Source organism: Streptomyces sp. HNM0574, assembly GCF_012726235.1.
Lineage (GTDB): Bacteria > Actinomycetota > Actinomycetes > Streptomycetales > Streptomycetaceae > Streptomyces.
The window spans coordinates 43,410-66,571 of record NZ_JAASAH010000019.1 but is presented as its reverse complement, the minus strand read 5'-3'; the positions used below and the strand labels follow the sequence as shown (position 1 = coordinate 66,571).

The 23,162-nt window shown below is 73.1% G+C and carries 22 protein-coding genes; 11 read left to right on the top strand and 11 right to left on the bottom strand.

Annotation, left to right across the window (positions count from 1 at the left end; genetic code table 11):
* Nucleotide 1 precedes the first annotated feature (1 nt).
* On the bottom strand, nucleotides 2-976 hold the full coding sequence (locus HCC30_RS25125; protein WP_169445058.1) for a LacI family DNA-binding transcriptional regulator: 975 nt from the start codon (nucleotides 974-976) through the stop codon (nucleotides 2-4).
* Nucleotides 977-1,092: 116 nt separating this feature from the next.
* Here HCC30_RS25125 and HCC30_RS25120 point away from each other — a divergent pair, with 116 nt between their 5' ends.
* On the top strand, nucleotides 1,093-2,421 hold the full coding sequence (locus tag HCC30_RS25120) for an NCS2 family permease (RefSeq protein ID WP_169445057.1): 1,329 nt from the start codon (nucleotides 1,093-1,095) through the stop codon (nucleotides 2,419-2,421).
* 53 nt (nucleotides 2,422-2,474) lie between these two features.
* On the top strand, nucleotides 2,475-4,172 hold the full coding sequence (locus HCC30_RS25115) for an adenine deaminase C-terminal domain-containing protein (protein ID WP_169445056.1): 1,698 nt from the start codon (nucleotides 2,475-2,477) through the stop codon (nucleotides 4,170-4,172).
* 69 nt (nucleotides 4,173-4,241) lie between these two features.
* Here HCC30_RS25115 and HCC30_RS25110 read toward each other — a convergent pair whose 3' ends face one another.
* Together HCC30_RS25110 and HCC30_RS25105 are read right to left on the bottom strand one after the other, a co-directional pair.
* Nucleotides 4,242-4,667: an OsmC family protein gene (locus HCC30_RS25110; RefSeq protein WP_169445055.1), complete on the bottom strand. Its 426-nt coding sequence runs from the start codon at nucleotides 4,665-4,667 to the stop codon at nucleotides 4,242-4,244.
* A gap of 154 nt (nucleotides 4,668-4,821) precedes the next feature.
* Nucleotides 4,822-5,298, bottom strand: coding sequence for a GNAT family N-acetyltransferase (locus tag HCC30_RS25105; RefSeq protein WP_169445054.1), 477 nt, complete (start codon nucleotides 5,296-5,298; stop codon nucleotides 4,822-4,824).
* Nucleotides 5,299-5,496: 198 nt separating this feature from the next.
* On the opposite strand from HCC30_RS25105, the gene HCC30_RS25100 reads away from it, so the two are divergent.
* Nucleotides 5,497-6,318 (top strand): SDR family oxidoreductase, encoded by an 822-nt coding sequence (locus tag HCC30_RS25100; RefSeq protein ID WP_169445053.1) that lies wholly within the window; start codon nucleotides 5,497-5,499, stop codon nucleotides 6,316-6,318.
* Nucleotides 6,319-6,370: 52 nt separating this feature from the next.
* On the opposite strand, the gene HCC30_RS25095 is transcribed toward HCC30_RS25100, so the two are convergent.
* Together HCC30_RS25095 and HCC30_RS25090 are read right to left on the bottom strand one after the other, a co-directional pair.
* The gene (locus HCC30_RS25095) at nucleotides 6,371-7,654 is read right to left on the bottom strand and encodes a cytochrome P450 (protein ID WP_346776796.1); all 1,284 of its coding nucleotides are present in this window, start codon (nucleotides 7,652-7,654) and stop codon (nucleotides 6,371-6,373) included.
* 29 nt (nucleotides 7,655-7,683) lie between these two features.
* Nucleotides 7,684-8,958 carry a glutamine synthetase family protein gene (locus HCC30_RS25090; RefSeq protein WP_169445111.1) on the bottom strand — a complete coding sequence of 425 codons (1,275 nt, stop codon included), beginning with the start codon at nucleotides 8,956-8,958 and terminating at the stop codon, nucleotides 7,684-7,686.
* A 543-nt stretch (nucleotides 8,959-9,501) separates the two neighbouring features.
* Here HCC30_RS25090 and wecB point away from each other — a divergent pair.
* The 7 genes from wecB (at nucleotide 9,502) to HCC30_RS25055 (ending at nucleotide 15,758) form a co-directional block, all read left to right on the top strand.
* Nucleotides 9,502-10,746 carry a UDP-N-acetylglucosamine 2-epimerase (non-hydrolyzing) gene (gene wecB, locus HCC30_RS25085; RefSeq protein ID WP_169445052.1) on the top strand — a complete coding sequence of 415 codons (1,245 nt, stop codon included), beginning with the start codon at nucleotides 9,502-9,504 and terminating at the stop codon, nucleotides 10,744-10,746.
* Nucleotides 10,747-10,799: 53 nt separating this feature from the next.
* Nucleotides 10,800-10,961 carry a hypothetical protein gene (locus HCC30_RS25080; RefSeq protein WP_169445051.1) on the top strand — a complete coding sequence of 54 codons (162 nt, stop codon included), beginning with the start codon at nucleotides 10,800-10,802 and terminating at the stop codon, nucleotides 10,959-10,961.
* 7 nt (nucleotides 10,962-10,968) lie between these two features.
* The gene (locus HCC30_RS25075) at nucleotides 10,969-12,294 is read left to right on the top strand and encodes a glycosyltransferase (protein ID WP_169445050.1); all 1,326 of its coding nucleotides are present in this window, start codon (nucleotides 10,969-10,971) and stop codon (nucleotides 12,292-12,294) included.
* A complete protein-coding gene (locus HCC30_RS29080; RefSeq protein WP_169445049.1) occupies nucleotides 12,291-12,854 on the top strand; it encodes a hypothetical protein in 564 nt (187 codons plus the stop codon). The genes HCC30_RS25075 and HCC30_RS29080 overlap by 4 nt, the downstream gene beginning before the upstream one ends.
* Before the next feature lie 44 nt (nucleotides 12,855-12,898).
* Entirely contained in the window at nucleotides 12,899-13,597 is a 699-nt protein-coding gene (locus HCC30_RS25065) for a DUF642 domain-containing protein (protein ID WP_169445048.1), read from the top strand.
* Between the two features lie 206 nt (nucleotides 13,598-13,803).
* Complete coding sequence (locus HCC30_RS25060; RefSeq protein WP_169445047.1) at nucleotides 13,804-14,613, top strand: acetoacetate decarboxylase family protein; 810 nt, start codon at nucleotides 13,804-13,806, stop codon at nucleotides 14,611-14,613.
* A 332-nt stretch (nucleotides 14,614-14,945) separates the two neighbouring features.
* Complete coding sequence (locus HCC30_RS25055) at nucleotides 14,946-15,758, top strand: class I SAM-dependent methyltransferase (RefSeq protein WP_169445046.1); 813 nt, start codon at nucleotides 14,946-14,948, stop codon at nucleotides 15,756-15,758.
* A gap of 132 nt (nucleotides 15,759-15,890) precedes the next feature.
* Here HCC30_RS25055 and HCC30_RS25050 read toward each other — a convergent pair whose 3' ends face one another.
* Nucleotides 15,891-17,375, bottom strand: coding sequence for an APC family permease (locus HCC30_RS25050; RefSeq protein ID WP_169445045.1), 1,485 nt, complete (start codon nucleotides 17,373-17,375; stop codon nucleotides 15,891-15,893).
* 198 nt (nucleotides 17,376-17,573) lie between these two features.
* Here HCC30_RS25050 and HCC30_RS25045 point away from each other — a divergent pair, with 198 nt between their 5' ends.
* Nucleotides 17,574-18,146 carry a MarR family winged helix-turn-helix transcriptional regulator gene (locus HCC30_RS25045; protein ID WP_169445044.1) on the top strand — a complete coding sequence of 191 codons (573 nt, stop codon included), beginning with the start codon at nucleotides 17,574-17,576 and terminating at the stop codon, nucleotides 18,144-18,146.
* A 237-nt stretch (nucleotides 18,147-18,383) separates the two neighbouring features.
* On the opposite strand, the gene HCC30_RS25040 is transcribed toward HCC30_RS25045, so the two are convergent.
* Genes HCC30_RS25040 through HCC30_RS25020 form a run of 5 tightly spaced genes read right to left on the bottom strand, consistent with a single transcriptional unit; the run spans nucleotide 18,384 to nucleotide 23,116 of the window.
* Complete coding sequence (locus HCC30_RS25040) at nucleotides 18,384-19,583, bottom strand: FAD-dependent oxidoreductase (protein ID WP_169445043.1); 1,200 nt, start codon at nucleotides 19,581-19,583, stop codon at nucleotides 18,384-18,386.
* 29 nt (nucleotides 19,584-19,612) lie between these two features.
* Nucleotides 19,613-19,801: a ferredoxin gene (locus HCC30_RS25035; protein ID WP_169445042.1), complete on the bottom strand. Its 189-nt coding sequence runs from the start codon at nucleotides 19,799-19,801 to the stop codon at nucleotides 19,613-19,615.
* A 44-nt stretch (nucleotides 19,802-19,845) separates the two neighbouring features.
* Nucleotides 19,846-20,712, bottom strand: a complete 867-nt coding sequence (locus tag HCC30_RS25030; protein WP_169445041.1) for a fumarylacetoacetate hydrolase family protein — start codon at nucleotides 20,710-20,712, stop codon at nucleotides 19,846-19,848.
* The gene (locus HCC30_RS25025; RefSeq protein WP_169445040.1) at nucleotides 20,709-21,626 is read right to left on the bottom strand and encodes a 3,4-dihydroxyphenylacetate 2,3-dioxygenase; all 918 of its coding nucleotides are present in this window, start codon (nucleotides 21,624-21,626) and stop codon (nucleotides 20,709-20,711) included. The genes HCC30_RS25030 and HCC30_RS25025 overlap by 4 nt, the downstream gene beginning before the upstream one ends.
* Nucleotides 21,626-23,116, bottom strand: coding sequence for an aldehyde dehydrogenase (locus HCC30_RS25020; protein ID WP_169445039.1), 1,491 nt, complete (start codon nucleotides 23,114-23,116; stop codon nucleotides 21,626-21,628). Before HCC30_RS25020 ends, HCC30_RS25025 begins: the two co-directional genes overlap by 1 nt.
* Nucleotides 23,117-23,162: the final 46 nt, after the last annotated feature.

The window sequence follows — 23,162 nt, the reverse complement described above, 5'->3', positions numbered from 1 at the left end:
GTCACCCGGGCGGTGCCCCCGTGGAGGCGCGGGGCGAGAGGCTCACCGGGAGGAGGCGGTGGGTCGCGGCCGTGGCGGGGGCGCCGACGAGGCCGAGGAGGCGTTCCACGGCCTGCCGTCCGGCGTCGGCCGCCGGGACGCGCAGCGCGGTGATGTCCGGCATGGCCAGGCCGGCGGCCGAGAGGTCGTCGGCGCAGGCCAGGCTGAGGTCCCGGGGTGCCCGCAGGCCGCGCAGGGTCATCCCGTGCAGCACGCCGAACAGCAGGGTGCTGCTGTAGGCGATGGCCGCGCTCGCGCCGGAATCCCGCAGCGCGTCCAGCGCGCGCACGCCGGCCTCGAACTCGGGCGGGTACGGGCCGAGGGCGGTGACCTCGCACCCGGGGACGGCCTCGCGGAGCCCGCGCAGCCGTCGCGGGTCCATCCAGGAGCCCTCGGGGCCGCCGAGGTAGGCGAGGTGCCGGTGCCCGAGCTCCGCGAGGTGCGCGCCGAGTTCGGCCATCCCGGCCGGGGTGTCGATCACCACCGAACCGACGCCGCGCACCCGCCTGTTCACCGTGACCAGCGGCAACCGCCCGGCGGCCGCGGCCAGTCGGGGCCCGGGCAGCCGGGGCGCGGCGGCCGCGAAGCCGTCCACCCGGTCGGCGAGCCGGTGGAAGAGGGCCTCCTCGCGGTCGGGTGAGCCGTCGGTGACGACCACGATCAGCTCGCAGGACGCCTCCTCGGCGGCCGCCTGCGCCCCGGCGATCACCGGCGCGTAGAACGGGTTGGCGAGGCTGGGGACGCTGAAGGCGAGCAGTCCCGACCTGCCGGTGATCAGGGCGCGGGCCGCGGGGTGGTGCCGGTAGCCGAGCTCATCGGCGGCTTCCCGTACGCGGGTGCGGGTGGCCTCGGAGACCATGTCCGGGCGGCTGAGCGCGCGGGACACGGTGGCCGCCGAGACCCCGGCCGCGCGGGCCACGTCCGCCAGTCGCGCCATCCCGTCCGCCTCTCCCGTGATCCGTCCCCGGGCCCGCTCTTTACGCCGGCCCGGCCCGCCCGTACTCTACTCCGGCACACGATTGTTGCAAACGATTGCACTCATGAGGAGCGGCGATGGAGACCGAGAGCGCGCCAAGAAGTGCGTCGGCCGTGGACCGGATGTTCCGGCTGAGGGAACGCGGCACCTCCGTGCGCACCGAACTCCTCGCCGGCGTCAGCATGTTCCTCGCCTCGGCCTACGTCGTCGTGGTCGTCCCCGGCATGCTGGCCGACGCGGGCGTGCCGCACGCGGCGGCGACCACCGGCGTGATCCTCACCGTCGTGCTCGCCACGTTCTTCATGGGCCTGTACGCGAACCTGCCCTTCGTTCTCGCGCCCGGGCTCGGCGGCGTCGCGCTGGTCTCGGTCACCCTGATCCAGCACGAACACGTGCCCTACCCGGTGGCCATGGGCATGGTCTTCTGGTCCGGCGTGGCCTTCCTGCTGCTGACCCTGTTCGGCGTGCGGCAGCTGGTCACCCGCATCATCCCGGACTGCGTACGGCTCGCCATCGGCCCCGCCATCGGCCTGTACATCGCGAAGCTCGGCTTCGAGTCGGCCGGGCTGATCCACGCCGACGCCGACGGCATGAAGCTCGGCGACCTCACCTCGGCCGCCGCGCTCCTGGCGCTCGCCGGGCTCGTGCTGGTCACCGCGCTGTCCGCGCGGAAGGTCCCCGGCACGCTGCTGATCACCATGGCCGCGGTCACCGTCGTGGCGCTGCCGCTCGGCGTTGCCCAACTCCCGGACACCTGGGTCCAGTTGCCCGGCAGCCCCGCGCCGGTGGCCTTCGAGGTGGACCTGCTGGGTGCGCTGAAGCCGGAGTACCTGCCGTACCTGTTCGCGCTCTTCGCCTCCGAGTTCTTCTCCGCCACCGGCGTCGTGATGGCCGTCGCGCAGCGGATCGGACTCGCCGACGACAACGGGCAGTTCCCCGGCGTCAACAAGCCCTTCCTGGTCGACTCGGTCGGCGTGATCGGCGGATCGGCCGTCGGCGGCCCCAGCGTCACCACCTACCTGGAGTCCGCCGCCGGTTCCGACAGCGGCGGGCGCACCGGACTCACCTCCGTCGTCACCGGCGGACTGTTCGCGCTGCTCCTGCTGTTCACCCCGCTCGCCACGACGATCCCGCAGGCCGCGACCGCGCCCGTGCTGATCTTCATCGGGCTGTCCATGCTCGCCGGGCTGCGCAGGATCGACATGACGCACCCGACCGACGCCGTCCCCGCGGCGCTGGTGCCCGCCTGCACCCTCTTCTGGGGCAACTTCGGCACCGGCATCGCCGCCGGTCTGACCGCGTACATCCTGGTCAAGGCGGCGGCCGGACGGTTCCGCGAGATCCACCCCGGGATGTGGGCGATGCTGCCCTTCCTCCTGTACTTCTTCGCCACCTCGCTGCACTGACCACGCGCCGAACCCCGCCCGAGAGCCCCCCACTTCACCGACGAGGAAGCCCCGTGCACGACATCCGCATCTCCGCAGGCCGCGTCGTCTCCGTCTTCACCGGCGAGACCTTCACCGCCGACGTCCTCGTCACCGGCGAGGAGATCAGCGGGGTCGTGCCACCCGGCACCGGGGGAGCGGCGGCGGAGACGGTCGACGCGGCAGGCCGGCTGATCGTCCCCGGCTTCGTCGACGCGCACATGCACGTGGAGAGTTCCTTCCTCACCCCGGCCGCCTTCGCCTGGCTGACCCTGCCGCGCGGCACGACCAGCGTCCTCGCCGACCCGCACGAGATCGTCAACGTCGCCGGACGCACCGCCATGCGCTGGATGATCGACGCCGGACGCGGGACCCCGCAGACCCAGCTGTGGGGCGTGCCCTCCTGCGTGCCCGCGCTCGCCGGGTTCGAGCACTCCGGCGCCCACCTGGACGCCGGGGACGTGGACGAACTCCTGGGCTGGGACGGCGTCCAGGCGCTCGCCGAGGTCATGGACTACCGCGCCGTCGTCTCCGGCGACCCCCGCATGCACGCGATCATCGAGGCGGCCCGCAGCCGGGGCACCGTCCTCGACGGCCACTGCCCGGGGCTGACGGGGGAGGAGCTCAGCCGCTACATGGCGACCGGCATCGACTCCGACCACACCAAGAACAGCCCACAGGTGGTGGTGGAGAAGGCCCGGCTCGGCATGACCGTCATGCTCCAGGAGAAGTGCCTCGAACCCGAGGTCGTCCGGGCCCTGCTGGACCTGCCCCGGCTGCCCCCGCTGTGCCTCGTCACCGACGACCTGGCCGCCGACCACATCACCGGCAGCGGCCACCTGGACCACATCGCCCGCACCGCCGTCGCCGCAGGCCTCCCCGCGCTCGACGTGCTGCGCGCGCTCACCTGGACCCCGGCGCAGCGCCTCCGGCTGCTCGACCGCGGCGTCGTCGCCCCCGGCAAGCGGGCCGATCTGGTGCTGCTGGACGGCCCGTTGGAGGACTTCGCCGTCGACACGGTGCTCGCCGGGGGCCGGATCGTGGCCACCGGCGGGCAGGCCGCGTACGAGGAACCCCGCGCGGTCACCCACCCGTTCGCCGGTTCCGTCCACGTGCGGGGTGTGCCGGAGGACGAGTACCGCTGGCGGGTCGACCTGCCCGACGGGCGGCACCGCTTCCGCGGCCTGCGCGTCAACCCCGTCGACACCTACACCGAACCGGCCGAGGTCGAACTGGCCGTCACCGGCGGCGTCGTGGAGTGGGAGGGGCACACGGCCCTGTGCTGGGTGCGCAACCGGCACGGCCGGGACCACACCGCCTGCGTCCCCGTCACCGGCATGGAACTGGGCGACGGCGCGGTGACCACCACCTACGCGCACGACAGCCACAACCTCGTCACCCTCGGCTCCGCCCGCGCCTCGATGCGGGCCGCCACGGAGGCGGTGCTCGCCGACGACGGCGGCGTGGCCGTCGCGCGGGACGGCGTGGTGACGGCGCGGCTGCCGCTGGGCGTCGGCGGCGTCATGTCGGACGGGCCGGCCGCCGAGGTCGCCGAGGCCTCCCGCCGGGTGCGTGCGGAACTGGGCGCCTGGGGGTGGCGTCACCGCAACCCGTTCATGAGCGTCTCGACGCTGACGCTGGCCGTCTCGCCCACGATGAAGATCACCGACCTGGGCCTCGTCGACGTCCTCGCCCGCGACTGGACCCCGCAGATCCTCGACTGCTGCCACTGAGAGCGCCGACGCACCGCCGCCCGGCTGCCCCGAGGGGCGGCCGGGCGGCGGGGTGAACGGGCCGTGCGGTCAGACGAGTTCGGCGGTCAGGGTGATCGTCGTGCCGGTGAGGGCCTGGCTGACCGGGCAGTTCTTCTTGGCGTCCTCGGCGGCCGCGGCGAAGCCGTCCGCGTCGAGCCCCGGAACCTCGCCCCGGACGGACAGGTGGATGCCGGTGATGCCCTCGCCCGGCTGGAACGAGACGTCCGCCTGGGTCTCCAGCCGGGTGGGCGGGGTGCCGGCGCCGGTCAGGCCGTGCGAGAGCGCCATGGAGAAGCAGCTGGAGTGCGCCGCGGCGATCAGCTCCTCGGGGCTGGTCCTGCCGTTCGGCTGCTCGGCGCGCGACGGCCAGGTCACCGGCTGGGTGCCGATGCCGGAGGACTCGAAGGCGACGTTGCCGCTGCCCGTGAGGAGTTCGCCTTCCCAGACCGTTCGTGCGGTGCGCGTGGTTGCCACGTGGAATCCTTCACCTTCTCGGAAGTGTCACTGCGCGGGCCCGCGTGCGTACGGGCACCGCTCGCCATCCGACCACATTCGCCGCATTTCCCGCCGCCGCACCGGCCGCGCCCCGTGCGGCGAACGTGCGTTTCCCGCCACCCGGCCCGCGCCGCTACGCGGGCCGGCGCTTGACGAACCCGGCCCTGGCGGGCAGCCCGCCGTCCGGTTCCGTGTAGCCCGACACCCGCCAGCCGCGCGCCTCGTAGAAGGCGAAGGCGGCCGTGTTGCCGGTGAAGCTGTCGAGCCGGATCTCCTCGTACCGGGCGAACAGCAGCTCCTCGGCCCGCGCGAGCAGCACCGTGCCCAGGCCGCGGCGGTGGTGGCGGACGTCGGTCATCACCAGGTCGACGGTCGGCCCGTCGAGGACGGTCAGTCCCGCGACGGCGCCGTCCGCCTCCAGGCAGTGGACGTGCCCCTGCCCGAGATGGTGCGCGAGGTGCTCGTCCGAGGCGCCCGAGCCGATGAACCCGTCGACGTTCTCGTCACCGAGGAAGGGCCGGTAGCAGGCGTCGATCGTGCGCCGGGCGAGCTCCTGGAGCGCCGCGAGGTCCCCGGCGTGGGCGGGACGGACGACGGGCTGTGACGGCATGCGGGCTCCAGGACGCCGGGGTGCGGGCGGGGGCAGTCTGCCAGGCGGGTTCGGGGCGTCGGGCCGCCCGGGGTGGCGGGGCTGTTGTGGGGACGGGAGCCGACGGCTAGCGTTTGAGGCCAAATGAAACCCGGTGTCCCCAACCGGCAGTCCACGCCGCCGGGTTCGGCCCCTGCCGCCGCCCCGAGGAGGACCCGGATGAACGCTCGCCCGACGCATCCCGCCGCCCCCGTCCACCTGGTCGTCGGCGCGGGCAGCGGGATCGGCGCCGCGGTGGCCAGGGAAGGGGCGGCCGGTGGCGCCCGGATCGCCCTGGCCGGGCGGCGGGCGGACCCGCTGCGGCGGCTCGCGGAGGAGTGCGGCGGCACCGCGCACCCGGCCGACGCGACCTCCCCGGCCGAGGTGCGGCAGCTGGTCGAGGACGTGCTCGCCGCGCACGGACGGCTCGACGGACTGGTGGCCTGTGCCGGGGTGATGCGGGCCGCACCGCTGCGCGAACTCACCGACGAGGACTGGGAGTCCTCCCTCGCCACCAACCTCACCTCCGTCTTCCTCCTCGCCAGAGCCGCGCTCCCGGCTCTGGAGGACACGGGCGGGGCGATGGTGACGGTGGGCTCGGTGGCGGGACTGCGGGCCGCGCCCGGCTCCGCCGCGTACGCCGCCTCCAAGGCCGGGGCGCACATGCTGACCACGGTCGTCGCCGCCGAGGCGGGCCCGCGTGGCGTACGCGCCAACACCGTCGTCCCCGGCTGGACCCGCTCGGAGATGGCCGACGCCGAAATGGCCGCCTTCGGCGCCCCGTCCGGACTCTCCACCGAGGACGCCTACCGCGAGGCCACCGCCCTGGTCCCGCAGCGCAGGCCGGCCGCCCCGGAGGAGGTGGCCCGCGCCGTGCTGTGGCTCCTGGGGCCCGGGGCCTCGTACGTCAACGGGGCCGCGCTCACCGTCGACGGCGGCACGTCCACCGTCGACCCGGGCTACGTCCCCCTGGACTACCGCCTGGAGCCCAGGACCGGCTGACCGGCCGTGCGGCACCCGCCCCCTCGCCGGGTGCCGCACCGTGCTTGCGGAATCAGGCCCGGGTGACGGTGACCGGGAGTTCCTTGATGCCGTTCACGAAGTTCGAGCGGACGCGCCGCACTTCGCCGTCGAGCCGGATGTCCGCGATCCTCGGCAGCAGCTCCTCGAACATGATCCGCATCTCCATCCGGGCCAGCGAGTTCCCCAGACAGAAGTGCGGGCCTCCCTTGCCGAAGGTGACGTGGTCCACGTTCCGGCGGGTGACGTCGAAGCGGCCGGGCTCCTCGAAGACGTCCTCGTCCCGGTTGCCCGAGGCGAACCACAGCACCACCTTGTCGCCCCGCCTGATCCGCTTGCCGCGCAGTTCGACGTCCCGGGTGGCGGTCCGCCGGAAGTGGTAGACGGGGGACGCCCAGCGGAGGAACTCCTCCACCGCGCCGGGGATCAGCGACGGGTCCCGCTGGAGGAGGCGCAGCTGCTCCGGGTGCTCGATCAGGGCGTGCATCGCGTGCGAAATGGCGTGCCGGGTCGTCTCGTTGCCCGCCACCACCAGCAGCAGGAAGTAGTTGTCGAAGTCCTGCGGGGAGAGCGGGACACCGTCCGAGGGTGCGGAGTTGACGAGGGCGGAGACGAGGTCACCGCCGTCCTTGCCGCGCCGGGCTGCGGCCAGCGCGCGGCCGTACTCGAAGACCTCCAGCGCGGCCGGGGAGCGGAAGGGCAGGTCCCGGTAGCGCTCGCTGTCCTCGCTCTCCAGGAGGACGTCGGCGTAGTCGGGGTCGGTGTTGCCGATGATCCGGTTGCCCCAGTCGATCAGCTGCCGGGTGTCCCCCTCGGGGACGTCGAGGAGCCGGGCCAGCACGTTGATCGGGAAGTCCGCCGAGACCTCCTTGACGAAGTCGAAGCTGCCCCGGGCCAGTGCCGCGTCCAGCGTGGTGGCCGTCAGCCCGCGCAGATACGTCTCGTACGGGGCCAGGGCGCGCGGGGTGAAGCGGCGCTGGAGCAGCGTCCGCAGGGCGCGGTGGCGCAGTCCGTCGGTTTCGAGGAGGGAGCGCCGCTTGTCCTTCAGGGCGTCGTCGACCTCTTCGAGATTGGTGAACCCGGTGGAGGTGAAGGTCTCCGCGTCCCGGTCCACCGTCACGATGTCCGCGTGCCGGGTGACGGCCCAGAAGCCGCTGTTGGGCGCCGGTTCCGGCTGCCAGTGCACGGGGTCCTCGCGGCGCAGCGTCTCCAGCATCCGCCAGGGCAGGTCGCCGTCGGTGAAGTTGTCGTTGTCGGCGAGATCGACCTCCTCCAGGGGGAGCGGACCGGTGGCGCGGGCGGTGGTCGGGGCGGTCACGGGGACTCCTTCGGTCGGGGGCGGTGCGCTCACGTCAGAGCCGCGTACTCGGTGAACTCCCAGTCGGTGATGTGCTGCTGGAACCGCCGGACCTCGTCGCGCTTGTAGGCGAGGAAGGAGCGGGTGAAGCCGGGGCCGAGGAGGCCGGCGAACTCGGTGTCGGCCCGCAGCGCGTCGAGCGCGGCCGGCAGGGTCCGGGGCAGCTCGGCGGACAGCTCCGTGCGGTAGCCGTAGCCGTCCAGCGGCGCCGGCGGTTCGCACTTGTCGCGCAGCCCGAGTCCGATCGCCGCGAGGGTGCCCGCGACGGCGAGATACGGGTTGGCCGAGGCGTCGCCGAGCCGCAGCTCCATGCGGCTGCCCGCGCCGCGCTCCGGGGGGATGCGGAGCATGGCGCTGCGGTTGTCGAGCCCCCAGTCGATCAGCCAGGGGGCCAGCGTGTCCGGGCCGAACCGCTTGTACGAGTTGACCGTGGGGTTGAGCAGCGCGGCCAGCGCGGGGGCGTGCCGGAGGACGCCCGCGACGGCGTGCCGGGCGGTGGCGGACAGCCCGTCGTCGCCCTCCGCACCGTCGAACACGTTGCGGCCCTTGGTGTCCAGCAGTGACAGGTGCAGATGGAATCCGGAACCGCCGAGGCCGTTGAAGGGTTTGGCCATGAAGGTGGCCTGGCGGCCCTCGGTGCGGGCCAGTTCCTTCACGGCGGACTTGAAGCGGAAGGCGCGGTCGGCGGCGTCCAGGGCCGTGGAGTGGTCGAGGTTCACCTCGAACTGGCCGCTGTCGAACTCGTGGTTGCCCATGGTCGCGCCGATCTCCAGATCGCGCAGCAGCCGCAGGGTGCGCAGCAGATGCGAGTCCGGATCGCCGCGCCGACCCGCGCTGTACACGTTCCCGGGCGCCGGCGCGTACGGGGCCCAGCCGCCGGGCGCGCGCTCGTCCCGCTCGCACAGGTAGTACTCCAACTCCGGGCCCACGACCGGGGTCAGCGCCGTCCCGCCGATGCCCGAGACCCGTTCGACGACGCCGCGCAGCAGGTCGCGCGGCGACTCGTGGGGCGGCGCTCCGGTGGCCGGGTCGGTGGCGTCGCCCAGGCACCAGGCGACGCCCGGCTCCCAGGGCAGCGGGTGCAGGGTGGCCAGGTCGGGGCGGATCTGGACGTCGGGGAGCCCCGCGTCCAGCCCGCCCGGGACCCGCACCACGTCGCCCTGCGGACTGGTGTGGTACACGGCGTGACAGAAGGAGAGCCCGTGGCCGCAGGCCGAGGGCAGGTGCTCGACCAGGACGTCCCGGCCCCGGTCGGCCCCGATCATGTCCGGATACACGACGCGGACGACGTCCGTGCCCTGCGCGCGGAGAGCGGCGACGGCCTCGTCGGGGGTGGTGGCGGGAGAGAAGGGTGCTGCGTCGTTGCTCACCGTGTCCCAGCCTTTCTGCGGAGCGGATCGGGACGGTGCGCCGCACCGGGCGGCGGGTGTGCGGGACTTGAGCGGGAGCCGGTTCTCGTTTGAGATCAAACAATATCCGGGCACTGTGCACCTTAGGGAGACCCGGCGGCGGGCACAAGAGGGCCGAGTGCCGAATTGGCCCACCGGGCCCGGGTGTTCGGGCTCCCGTCCGGCCGTCGTGAACACGGGCGTCGGCAGGGTCTGTCCGTGCGGGCCCCCTCCTCGCCGTGGTCCGTGGCGATGTCCCCGCGGTCCCGTAGGGCCAAGGGGGGAATGCGGAAAATCCGACGAATGGGCCTGGCGGGGCAAGTCTTCATTCATTCATCGTGTGAGAACAGCGTTATGGATGATGAATTGAGATGTTCGGGCTGAAGTGTCGTCCCTCCCCCCCTCACAGAGAGATGCCGAATGTCTCTGGATGTTCTGCCCACGCCTCACTTCGCCGAGTTCCGCTGTTCCCGGCTCCCGCCGTCGAGTGTCGCGGTGGTGTTGGGCACGCGACCGGAAACGGTGAAACTTGCCGGGCTCGTGAATCTGCTGGGTGCCGCGGCGAGTGTGATCCACACGGGACAGCATTTCGATCCGGAGCTGGCCGGAAAGGTCGGCTCCGGGACGGGGATGCCGTTGGCGCAACTCCAGCTCTCGGTCGGCGGCGGCAGCCGTGGACGACAGATCGGGGAGGGGGTCACCGGTGTGGATGCCTGGCTGGCCCGGCACGAGGTGCGCTCAGTTGTGGTGCAGGGTGATACGAATGCCACTCTGGCCGGAGCGCTGGCTGCCAATGCGCGAGGTATTCCGCTGGTCCATGTCGAAGCGGGGCTGCGTTCCCGGGACCGGTCCATGCCGGAGGAACACAACCGCATTCTGGTCGATCATCTGTCGGACGTCCTGTGCGCCGCGACCGAGTTGAACGCAGACAATCTCACCCGCGAGGGAATTCCCGGGCACCGGGTTTTCGTCACGGGAAACACCGTGGTCGAGGCAGTGCGGCGGAATCTGCCCACCGACGCCGACCGGCAACGCGTCACCGCCTCCCATCGCGTAGGGATCAACGGGTACGTGCTGGCTACGGTGCACCGGCCGGAGAACACCGACGATCCCGCCGTCCTGCGGCGAATCCTGACCGAACTCGGCCGCCTCCCCTGCCCGGTGGTGCTGCCCTTGCACCCCAGGACCCTGGCCGCGGTCGACCGCCACGGCCTGAGCGGCCTGCTCGCCCCGCTCCGTCCGTCCTCGCCGCTGCCGCCCCGGGACTTCCTGGCCCTCGCGTCCGGGGCAGCCGTGGTGGTGTCCGACTCGGGCGGGATGCAGGAAGAGTGCACCGTACTCGGCCGGCCGCTGGTGGTGGTACGGCGCAGCACCGAACGGCCCGAGGCCATGACGGACTTCGCCCGGCTGGTGACGCCGCGGCAGATCGCCACGGCCGTCACCGAGTGCCTGGCCCGGGTCCCCGGCCTGTATGACCAACTGCGGTCCCTGCCCAGCCCGTTCGGGGACGGGCGCGCCTCCACGCGCATCGCCCGTCTGGTGCACCGTGCGGCCGGCTGCGCCTGCGCAGCCGCGCAACTGCCCGCAGAGCGCACCGGCCCGCACCTGCCCGTCACCGCTCCACGCGGCGCCGCGCCGCACCCACCGGACCTGGCCAGCGCCTGACCTGATGACCGCCCTTCCCGGACGCCTCCCGTGAAAGATCGGAAGAATCCTTCGTGTACACCCCTTCCCTCCCGCCCTCCCCTTCCGAACTGGCCGACACCGGAACGCCGTTGATCCTGTGGGTGCTGTGTGCCGTGGGGGCGGTGGTCCTCGGTGCTCTCGCGGTACGGGCGATCGCCCGCCGCCGCGCGCAGGCCGCGAACCGGGAAGGGTGAGGCGGCGGTGCCGAAAGCACTGGTGGGCCTGTACGAGGCCGTCGTCGCGGTCGTCATCTGCGCCGGGCTGCTCTACTTTCTCGCCACCACGATCAGCGGACTGCGCCACGAACGGCGCATGCGACGGCGCGGACCGGTGCCGCTCGAACTGACCGGCCGGGGCGGCGTGCGGCAGATCTACTTCCTCGTGCCGTGCCTGGACGAGCAGGAAGTCATCGCCCGTACGGTCACGCAGCTGTGCGCTGCCGACCCCCGCGCCCACGTCGTCCTCATCGACGACGGATGCGCGGACGCCACCGTGCCGCGAGCGCGTGGCGCGTGCCCCGAGGGCCGCCTGACCGTGATCACCCGCACCGCCCCCGAGGCCCGCCAGGGCAAGGGGGCCGCCCTCAACGCCGGGCTTCGCCACGTGGTCGCCGACATCGCCCTCCGCGGCCTGCCGCCCCACGATGTGGTGATCGGCGTGATGGACGCCGACGGGAGACTGTCCGTACGGGCGGTGGACCAGGTCCTGGAACTGTTCGACGACCCCCGGGTGGGCGGTGCCCAGCTCCCGGTGCGGATCGTCAACCGCCACCGCCTGATCACGCGGGTGCAGGACATGGAGTTCTGGGGCCTGGCCGCCGTCTCCCAGTTCGGCCGGATCGCCACCTCCACCGTCAGCCTCGGCGGCAACGGTCAGTTCACCCGCCTGTCGGCGCTGCTCACGGTGAGCGACCACCCCTGGTCCAGCGCCCTGACCGAAGACCTCGACCTGACGGTCTCCCTGGTCACCCGGGGCTGGAAACTGACCTCCACCCCGCATGCCTGGGTCGAGCAGCAGGGGCTGGAATCCTGGCGACGGCTGGCCCGTCAGCGCACCCGCTGGATGCAGGGCCACATGACCGCCGTGACCCGACTGCCCGAACTGTGGGCCTCGTTGCGGGTGGGGCACCTCGCTCTGCTGGAGGTCACCATGTACCTCCTGGTGCCCTGGGTGCTGGTGCTGGGCTGGTCCGTCCTCTTCCACCTCACCCTCGCCGTCACCGTCTTCCACCTCAGTCACGGACAACTGTGGGGTCAAGGTCTCTCCACCGTGCCCGCGGCCCTGCTCTGGTACGTCGTCTCCTTCTTCCCCAACCTGATCGCCGCCTGCCTCTACCGGCGCCGCGCCGGCGACTGCTCGCTCCTGCGCAGTCTGCTGCTGGGCCACGTGCTCCTGCCGGCCAACTACGTGGCCTACGCCGCCGTCTGGCGCGGGCTGCTGCGCATGCTGCGCCGACGGCACGGGTGGGACAAGACCCGCCGCGTCCTCGACACCGCGCCCGCACCGGCGGGGGCGCTGCCCAAGTGACCTCCGCTCTCCGCACCGTGCTGCACCGGCTGACCCGGCTGACCGGCGCCCTGGGGTGCGCCGCCCTGGCGCTGGCCCTCGTCCTGGGCGAGCACCGCTTCCGCGTCGGTGAAGCACAACTCGCCGCTCACGTGGTCGCCGCGGTCACCGGCCACCGCGCCGTGGCCAACCCCCAGGCGCCACAGGTATGGCTCTTCCTGGAACCTCTGCAGGTCTTCGGCGGCCGGATCACCAGCCAGTGCACATCCGTCTACATCGTCACCCTGTTGTGGTGCGGCGCCGCGGCCCTCACCGCGATCACCCGGCGCCGCCCCGCCTGGGCGGTGGTCGCCGCGGCCGCAGTGGCCAGTCTGGTCGCCGTCCTGGGCAACCAACTGCGCATCTGCGCCCTGTACGGGCTGGTGGCACTGGCCGGCCGCGACACCGGCTACGCCCTCGGCCACCGCTACCTGGGCACGCTGCTCTCCCTGGTCACCCTGGCCGCCGCCCTCGCCGCCTTCCTCCTCGCGCTCAGCCGCCCGCATCCCACCGCATCGGACGCGGAAGCCGACCGCACCTGATGCCGCCCGGTCCGTCCCGCCCTGCAAGAGAAAGAGGCCACCGCATGAAACACAGATCCGCCCCTCTCGCCGCGGTCGCGGCCGGTGCCGCGCTCCTGGCCGCGGCGACAGCCGCCCACGCGGACCCGGTCCCGGTGTCCAACGGCTCCTTCGACTCCCCTCACCTGGCCTCGAGTTACCGCAACGTCTACGGCAACAGCACGGAAATCACAGGCTGGACGACCACCGGCTCGGGTGTCGACCTGTACTCGGCCTCGCTGTGCGAGCACCCCGCCGGAACCCAGTGCATCGACCTGAACCGCGAATACTCGCCGGGCGGTATCGAGCGCACCCTCACGGTCACCCCCGGCTCCACCGTGACCATCACCTTCGACTCCACCCGCTCTCCCTACGGCAGCTGCAACACCTGGTACGGCGGAAACGTCCCCTTCACCGTCGGCGTGGACGGGGAAGAACCCAAGACCATCGACCCGCCCCGCCGTACGTCGAACCGGCCTCCCGACTGGACACCGCAGACCTACACCTTCGTCGCCACGAAGGACACCTACACGCTGTCGTTCACCTCCTTGCCGGAGACCAGCAGCAGATGTGGAGCGGCGCTCACCAACGTCAGGGCCACCGAGGAACCGAACGACACGGACCCGATCAACATGGTCGCCCCCGACGTGGCCGCGGCGGCAACCGCGGTCACCGGGGCGGTCTGGCTGCTGATCCGCCGCGCACGCCGCCGCAGGGCGTCCTGACGCCGCCCCGGTGGCCCCCGGCCGCGGGACGCCTCTCGGGACGCCCCGCGGCCGGCCGGTTCCGGTGCCCGTGACCGCCGGCACTCCGCACACCGGGGCCGAAGGCCGGTGGGACGTCCCGGGTGCGGAGGCCCCCGTGACAAGGTGCCGCCGCGGCGCATATCGTACGGGCCCAAACGAGATCCCTCGTCCCCGGGAGTGCCAGCATGTCCACCGTCCGTGGCTTCTACCAGCCCAAGACCGCCACCGGCCGCTCGTCCCTGATCCTCGCGCCGCCGTGGCACTACTCCGGCGACCTGCTCACCGTCGAATACCGCACCGACCCGGCACGGGTACGTGAACTCCTGCCCGCGCCCCTGGGGTTGGCCGAGGAGGACCCCGGTGCGGTGGCCCTGATCTGGGCCGACTGGCAGTCCTGCGGCGGGAGCGGGGAAGAACTGCTCGACCCCGTACGCGCCCAGTACAAGGAGTGCTTCGCCGTGGTGCGCTGCGCGTACGCCGGGCGGACCTACTCGCGGTGCGTCTACATCTGGGTGGACAAGGACTTCGCCGTCGCCCGCGGCAACCACCAGGGCTACCCGAAGAAGCTCGGCTCGATCCACATGACCCGCCCCCACCCCTACGGCCCGGCCCCGCGCATCGAGGCGGGCGCCCGCTTCGGCGCCACCCTCGCCGCCGCCGACCGCCGCCTCGCCCAGACGGTGGTGACGCTGCGCGAGCCGTCGCCGCACAACGGCTTCGTCAACGGTCACCCGATGGCCCACCACCGCTGGCTGCCCGCCATCGACGGCAAGGGCCTCGCCCTCGACGAACTGGTCGCCTCCGGCGCCGCCGACGCCGAGGCGGGCCCGGCCTGGTCCGGGGACGCCGAACTGGACCTCTTCGAGGCGCCCACCGAGGAACTCGCGGCCCTCACCGTCGAGGAACCGCTCGGCGCCTACTACCGTCAGGTCGGCGTCGTCTGGGACGGCGGCACCCTCCTCGCCGCCGAAGCGGGCACGGTGACGGGCTGGTAGATGTTCCGGGGCCGAACCGGGCATGTGACGCGGGGAGTTGGGCCGGGCCGTGACGAGCCCGCCGCACGGGGACCCCGTCGTCCGGCCCCGAGGGCGGCCGAACTCGCCGTGTACCAGGGCACGTTGTGCACCGTGGTGCCCGCACGGGCCGCGGCCGGTTACGCGTCCCCCGATCGGGTGGAAGCCGTCGGCCGGCTGCGGAATCCGGGGGAGGGGGGGGAAGGCCGGGAGGCAAGCAGACCCACCGGAGACCCTGCGTCATCGCCCCGGCGTCCTCGCGGGCCGGGAGGTCTTTCGTCAGGAAGAACCTCTCATCGGGGAGTTGCGGCACAGTGAGCGCACGATCGGCATCCTTCTCCTCCACGACCCGTCACAGCTACGACCGCCTGGCCGAGGACTACGACGCGATCTACGCCACGGACGACGACGGGGCGCGATGCGCCCGGTACCGCACGCTCATCGACCGGCACGGTGCGCCCGGGGACCGTCTCGTGGATCTCGGCTGCGGAACGGGGAAGGGCACGCTGCACTTCGCCGAGGCCGGATTCTCGGTGACCGGTGTGGACTGCTCCACCGGCATGCTGAAGGTCGCGGCGGCCAAACCCGGCGCGTCCACGGTGCGCTTCGTCCCGGGCGATCTCCGTGAACTGCCCGAGCTCGACCCGTTCGACGTGGCGGTCATGCTCGGCGGCCCGCTCAACTACCTGCACGACGAACGCGAACTGCGGGCGGCGTTCGACGGCGTCTACCGGCTGCTGCGCCCGGACGGGCTGTTCCTCTTCGACCTGTACACGCTGGGGCTGCGCGAGTCCCTGCTGTCCGGTCCGTGGGTTCACGAGAGTCCGGGCGGCATGGTGGTCATGCGCGGCTACCCGGCGGACGAGCGGCTGATGGAGGTGCAGGTGGACCACTTCTCCAGCGGTGACGCCCGCACGTGGAACCGGACCACCTTCCGGCAACCCCAGTTCCACCTCCCCCTCGCCACCGCCGGCCGCCTGCTCGACGCCTCGGGGCTGACCCTGATCGCGCATCACGGGCTGGCCCTCAACCAGGAGGAGCTGTTGCCCGGGGCCGGTGACCGGGACCACATGGCCGTGCTCGCCGTCGCCCGGAAGGATGCCGCAAGTCCCGCCCGGCAGGGGTGAGTTGCTGAGTCGCGCCTCCATCCGGCCGGGTCGGCTGCTTCGCCCGCGTTGCTGAGGTGCGGGTGCGTCGTGGCTGGTCGCGCAGTTCCCCGCGCCCCTTTTCGGGGCTCCGCCCCGGTTGCCGGGCCTGCGCTACTCGGCGCGGCTGGTGCCGATGCGGGCGTAGGCCGTGGGGCGGGAGCGGCGGAGGTGGTGGCCCCAGGCGAGGCCGGCGGCGGCGGAGGCCACGATCAGGCCGGGGAGGATCCAGCGCAGGGGGTTGCCGGGGGCGACGCCCAGTTGGACGGAGAAGGTGGACAGCGCCAGCCAGAAGATGACCGCCAGCGGAATGGCGGCCAGCACGGGGGCGACCACCCGGTGCCACAGGCGCTCGCCTGTGCCCAGGTGTTGGCGGCGGGCGAAGAAGGCGACGACCGAGACGGAGGTGACCAGCATCAGCAGGATCACCCCGACCGCGCCCAGGTTCGTCAGCCAGGTGAAGACGTCGGCCACCGGGTCCCGTCCGGCGGCGGCGAACGCGACGGTGACCGCGACCGTCACCACCGTCTGCAGCAGCGAGCCCCGGTACGGGGAGCCGTGCCGCGGGTGCAGCGCGCCCAGGCCGCGCGGGAGGACCTGTTCGCGGCCGAGTGAACGGACGTACCGGGCCACCGCGTTGTGGAAGGACACCAGCGAGGCCAGGATGCTGGTGATCAGGAACAGCTGGGACAGGTCGGCGAAGAGCGGCCCGAGGGCGTCGGAGCCCAGGGTGAACAGCAGCTCGGGGCCCTGCTGTTGGGCCATGCCGACGGCCCGGTCCGGGCCCGCTCCGACGATCATCGCCCAGGACGAGAAGGCGTAGAACAGTCCGACGACCGCGACCGCCGTGTAGGTGGCCCGGGCCACGGTGCGTTTCGGGTCGCGGCACTCGTCGGAGTAGAGCGCGGCCGATTCGAAGCCCATGTACGAGCCGAAGACGAAGCACAGTGCTACGCCCAACTGTCCGTCCAGCGCGGAGTGGAGAGTCAGCGGCACCGTCGACAGACCCTGCGGCGCGTGGCCCAGCTGGCCCAGGTCGAAGGCCAGTACCACGGCGAACTCGACCGCCAGCAGCACCGCCAGGACCTTCGCGCTGACGTCCACCCGCCGGTAGCCCAGCACCCCGACGAGCGCCGTCACCGCGAGCACCAGCGCCCACCAGGGCACCTCCACCCCCGTCCTGGCCTCGACGAACTCGGCCGTGGTGGCGCCGAAGAGCCCGGCCAGGCCGACCTGCATCGCGTTGTACGCGACCAGCGCGACGAAGGCGGTGCCCACTCCGGCCGGGCGGCCCAGGCCCTGTGCCGCGTACGCGTAGAACGCCCCGGCGCCGGTGATGTGCCGGCTCATCGCCGCGTAGCCGGAGGTGAACAGGGCCAGGACGACGGCGATCGCGGCGTACAGCACGGGGATGCCGAGCACCCCCGTCACTCCGAGGGCCTGGGTGAAACCGCCGGCCGCGACGGTCAGCGGCGCGGAGGCTGCGACGATGAAGAAGACGATGCCCGGTACCCCGATCCGGCGCTGCGGCGCGGGAGCGGAGGGCGGGGGTCCGGCCACGGCGGGGGAGCCGTCCGTGGCGGAGGGGGTGAGAGGCATGCCGGACTCCAGAGGGGAGACGGGGCAGGATGGGCGCGGCGGTCTCGTCGGCGCGGTGCGGTGGCCGGGGCGGCTGCGCGGGGAGAGAGCGGCTCGCGGGCGGAGCGGGGCCGGAAAGCGTTATCGTTTGATCCCGTACGGATATCGGCGGCGCCGATCGTACGGGCGTGTCTGTCGAGCGGCAAGGGAGAAGACCGGGTGACCGAGTCACGATCGATCCGCGAGACCGAGAAGGCGGTGGCCGCCAAGCTGGGCAACACCCCGGTACGGCTGGAACGCCAGGCCTCGGTCTCGAACATCTACCGCGCGGCGGCCGCGGTGCGCCAGCACTTCGAGAACTCGGTGCTCCGCGACGCCGGACTGACCTGGACGTCCTTCGTCGTGCTCTGGGTGGTGTGGATATGGGGCGAGATGGAGACCCGGTACGTCGCCGAGGAGGCCGGCATCTCCAAGGGCACCCTCACCGGCGTCGCCCGCACCCTCGCCGGACGGGGACTTCTGGAGCGCAACAGCCACCCCGACGACGGGCGCCTCGCGCTGCTCCGGCTCACCGACGAGGGCGAGGAGGTGATGGCGGAGCTGTTCCCGGCGTTCAACGCGGAGGAGGCCTTCGTCACCGAGGCGCTCACGGACACGGAGAACCGGATTCTGGCCGACCTGCTGCGGAAGATCGTGGTGCACACGGAGGAGCACGGGGAGGAGCGGCGGCTCCACCTCCTCGACGGCGCGGCCCCGCCGCGGCGCCGCAGCGGGCGCCGGCGGCGGGCGTAGGGCCCCCGTGAGGGGCGCGGGGAACTGCGCTTACCACGTCGTACGGGGTGGTCCGTGACGCCGGTTGAGCACCCCGCGCCGGGGCTGGGGCGCTGCGCTTGCCAGCCCTGCGCCTGGGCGCAGTTCTCCCAAGCGGGGCCGGCCCGCGAAGGAGGCGGCACCCCGCGTCGTGGCAAGCGGGGCGGGATCCCAACTCCGCGCCGCGGCAAGCGGGGTGAGCCCGAGAAGCCCCACCCCCTACCCCAGCTCCCCCCGGAGCGATGCCGCCGCGGCTGCCGCCCGGGGGCCGCCGAGGGAGGTGACGGCGATGAGGGTGCCCGCGCGGTAGGCGGCGACGAGGAGGTCGGGGGAGGGGGTGCCGGAGAGGAGCCGGGTGGTGTCGGCGAGGGCGGGGGCGCCGAAGGACTGGAGGCGGAGGGTGAACTGGTCGCTCCAGAAGGAGGGGAGGGGCGCGAACGGCGGCCGCCCGTCCGGCGTCCCGTTCAGGTGGGCGACCAGGGAGCGGGCGGCGTGCTTCGCGGAGTCGCCCGGCACGGCCCAGTGTTCGACGCGGCGGGCCGGACCCCCGTAGCGGGCGTTCGGGAAGCGGGCGACGTCGCCGACCGCGACCAGCCACGGGTACCCGGGCGCGCGCAGCGCCGCGTCGACGAGGACGCCGTCCGAGAGGTCCAGGCCCGGATTTCCGGCCAGCCACTCGGTGTTGGGCAGTGAGCCGATCGCCTCGACCACCACGTCGGCGGGCAGCTCCGTACCGTCGTCCAGGAGGACGCCGCCAGCGGTGAACGCGGCGGGCGTGCGGCCCAGCGCGAAGCGCACCCCGCGTTCCCGGTGCCGGAGCAGCAGCGCCTCCGCGAGCAGCGCGCCCAGCGCCCGTTCCATGGGCAGCCGTTCCGGCGCCGTCACGGTCACCTCGCAGCCCAGTGTGCGGGCGGTGGCCGCGGTCTCCATGCCGACGAACCCGGCGCCGATCACCACCAGCCGGGCCCCGGGGACGAGCGCGGCCCGCAGCCCCGCCGCGTCCTCCCGGGTGCGCACCGTGTGACGGGGCGGCGCGGAGTCCGGCGTGGGCAGCGCGGCCCGGCGGGGGCGGATGCCGGTGGCGGCGACGAGACCGTCGAAGGGCTCGGCCGAGCCGTCGGCCAGGGTGAGCCGGCGTCCGGCCAGGTCGCAGCCGGTGACGGCGGTGCCGAGCCGCCATTCGACGTCCTCGGTGGAGGCGCGGCGGCGCAGTTCGGTGGAGCCGGGCGCGGCCTTCCCGGCCAGCACCTCCTTGGACAGCGGCGGACGGTTGTACGGCGGGTGCGCCTCGTCACCGAAGACGGTGAGGCGCTCCGTCCAGCCGGCGGCGCGCAGTTGCTCGGCGGCGCGCAGACCGCCGAGCGAGGCGCCGACGACGGCGATGCGGCGTGCGGCCGGGGCGGGGTGCTCGGCGGCCATGACGTCTCCTCCTCACGTCGCGGGCGGGATCAGTCCTCGACGCGGATGGCCTGGAGCGGGCAGACGTCCGCCGCGTCCTCGACCTCCTCGCGCAGCGACGCGTCCGGGTGCTCGACGAAGCCGAGCCGTCCGTCGGCGTCCAGCGAGAACACCTCGGGCGCGGCGAAGACGCACTGGCCGTGGTCCTGGCAGACGTCCATGTCGACGATGACCTTCATGGCGTGATCCTTTCGAGAGGAAGTGCGGCCGGATGGAGGGGAGTTCACGAGCGGCGGGGCGCGCGGACGCCGCGGAACTCCCAGTCGCCGCCGAGGGCGGTGGAGAGCACCTCCTCGGAGGCGGTCGGCTGCGCGCCCACCTCGGGGCGCACCGGCGCCGGGCCGGTGACGATCCGGTTGGTCAGCCGGCCCAGGCCCTCCGCCTCGACCTCGACCACGTCGCCCGGCCGGACCGGGCGCGAGTGCGCGGGGGTGCCGGACAGCAGCACGTCACCGGGGTGCAGGGTGATGGTGCGGGCGATGTCGGCGACGAGATAGTGCATGTCCCACTCCATCTCGGCGGTCGAACCGTCCTGCACCACCCGGCCGTTGACCAGGGTGCGCAGCCACTTGTCGCGGAAGTCCCAGCCGGTGACGAGGCCGGGGCCGAGCGGGCAGAGCGTGTCCGAGCCCTTGACCCGCAGCATCGAACCGGCGTCGGTGTCCCGGAAGTCGTGCAGCCCGTAGTCGTTGGCCAGGGTGTAGCCGGCGATGTGCGCGCCGGCCTCGTCCCGGGAGATGTTCCGGCAGGTCCGGCCGATCACGACGGCGATCTCGCCCTCGTAGTTGAGGTACCGGCAGCCCTCCGGTCGGACGACGGCGCCGCCGTGCGCGTTCAGCGCGGAGACCGGCTTGTGGAAGTAGGTGGGCGCGGGCGGCAGCCCGGTCCGGAACTCCTCCACCCGGGAACGGTGGTTGAGGTGCACCGCGATCACCTTCGACGGCACCACCGGCGGCAGATGGACCGCCTCGGCGGCCTTCACCCGCCGTCCGTCCCCGGCCACCAGCTCCTCACCGGCCACCCGTACCAGGGCGGCCGCGCCGTCCAGCAGGACGCGGCGGTACTCGACGGTGGACTCGCGCTCGCTCATACGGTGCTCTCCTTCGCTGCGTGCCGGGGCGCCGTCCAGCCGCCGGACGGGCGGTCGAACCACAGGTGCATCTGGCCGGTGCCGACCGAGTTCTCGTAGGCGCTGTAGGCGCGTCCCGGTGCCGTGCAGGCGTGTTCGCCGAGGGCGCCGAGCATCATCAGGTAGTGGCCGAAGCGGGCCTCGGGCCTGTGGCGGAGGAACTCCGGCATGGTGTCCAGCACCTGCGCGTGCTCGCCGCGCTCCAGCCAGCCGATGCGCCGGAGGTCGGCGGCGCGGGCCTCGGGGGTGCGGATGTGCACCGGGTCGGACGCCTCGTGGGCGCGGAGTTCGCGCAGCGGCCAGAAGGTGTGCGAGAGCGCGCCGGAGGCGATCAGCAGCACCCGCCGCCCGGGCAGTGCCGCGATGCCGTCCGCGAGGGCCCGGCCGAGGCGCAGGTGGTCCTCGGTGTCGCCGGTCTGGCAGACGCCGACCGAGACCCACCGCTTGTCCGGCAGCCCCCGGCCGAGGTGGTGCCACAGGTTGATGGTGGCGTAGTGCACCGGCAGGCAGGGGTCGTCGACGGGCGTGATCCAGGTGCCGTGCTTCCCGGCGAACCGGACGACGGAGTGGGCGAGTTCGGGGTCGCCCGGGTAGTCGTAGGGCATCCGGCGCATCCCGCGCGGCAGCTCCTCGGAGGTGAACAGCCCGGCCCGGCGTTGCTGCGCGGCGACGACGAACTCCACGGTGGTGGCCCAGTGCGAGTCGAGCACCACCACGGTGTCGTAGTCGGCGCGTTCGAAGACGTCCTCGCGCAGCCGCTCCAGCCCGGGTACGAGGGAGATCTCCTGCCCGTCGTTGAGTTCCCTGCGGACGGCCTCGGGCAGCACGATGGTGGGTACGTGGGCCAGCAGCCCGGCGCCGGCGATCTCGCCCATCAGGACCACCCCGCCGGTGCGGTGACGGTGGTCTTCAGGTCGCAGTAGAAGTCGAAGGACCAGTCGCCGCCCTCGCGGCCGATGCCGGACTCGCGGGAGCCGCCGAACGGCGCCGAAAGGTCCCGTACGAAGAAGCAGTTGGTCCACACGGTGCCCGCGACCAGCTGTGCGGCGACCCGTTCGGCGCGCTCCGGGTCGCCGGTGGCGAGGGTCGCGGCGAGGCCGAAGCGGGTGCCGTTCGCGAGCCGTACGGCCTCCTCCTCGTCGGCGAAGGTCTGGAGGGTCAGTACGGGGCCGAAGACCTCCTCCTGGACGATCTCGGAGTCCTGGGCGACGTCGGTGAGCAGCGTCGGCAGGTAGTACGTGCCGCCCAGCCGCTCGGCCAGGGCGGTGTGCGGCTCCCCGCCGAGCAGCGGCCTGGCCCCGGCCGCGAGGGCCCGCCGGACGAAGCCGTCCACGCGTTCCAGGTGGCGCGGATGGATGTTCGGGCCCATGGAGGTGGCCTCGTCGCGCGGGTCGCCGAGCGTCAACTCCCGTGCCCTGGCCAGGAATTTCTCCAGGAAGACGTCCCGCACGGACTCCTCGACCAGCAGCCGGGTCCCGGCGAGGCACACCTGGCCCGCGTTGTCGTACTGCTCGACGGCGAGGCCGGCCGCCAGGTCCAGGTCGGCGTCGGCGAAGACCAGCAGCGGGGACTTGCCGCCCAGTTCGAAGCTGGTAGGGACGAGGTGCGCGGCGGCGTGCCCGGCGATCGTCCGGGCGGTGGGGACGGAGCCGGTGAAGGAGATCCGCCGCACCCGCGGGTCGGACACCAGCGGGGTCCCGGCCTCGGCTCCGTACCCCTGCACCAGGTTGAACACCCCGGCGGGGAGGCCGGCCTCGTGGGCGATGCCGGCGAGGAGGGAGGCGGTCAGCGGTGCCCACTCGGCGGGCTTGAGCACCACCGTGCAGCCCGCGGCCAGCGCCGGGCCGAGCTTCCAGGTGGCGAGCATCAGCGGCGCGTTCCACGGCGTGATCAGCACGGCGGGGCCCGAGGGGTCCCAGCTGACGTGGTTGCTGTGGCCCCGGGTCTCGAAGTCCTCGTGGTTCAGGGTGAGAAGACGGTCGGCGAAGTGGCGGAGGTTCTGCGCCGCGCGGGGCATCACACCGCGCCGGTGGGAGCGCAGGAGGGCGCCGTTGTCGGCGGTCTCCACCCGCGCGAGCTCCTCGGTGCGGGCCTCGATGCCGTCCGCGATGCGGTGCAGGACGCGGGCGCGTTCCCCGGGCGGGGTGGCGGCCCAGCCGGGGAAGGCGTCCCGTGCCGCTGTGACGGCGGCGTGCGCCTCGGCCTCGCCGCCGCGCGCGACGTGCGCGAGGAGCGCGCCGTCGACGGGGGAGTGGTCGGGGAAGGCGGCGGCGGAGGCGACGCGTTCGCCGCCGATCCAGTGCCGGGTGTCGACCGGGACCCCGGCGACCCGGGCCACCGGGTCCTGCTGCGGGATGGGTGCCATCGCGAGACCTCCATATCGTTTGAGCTCAAACAAAGTATGGGTGGCG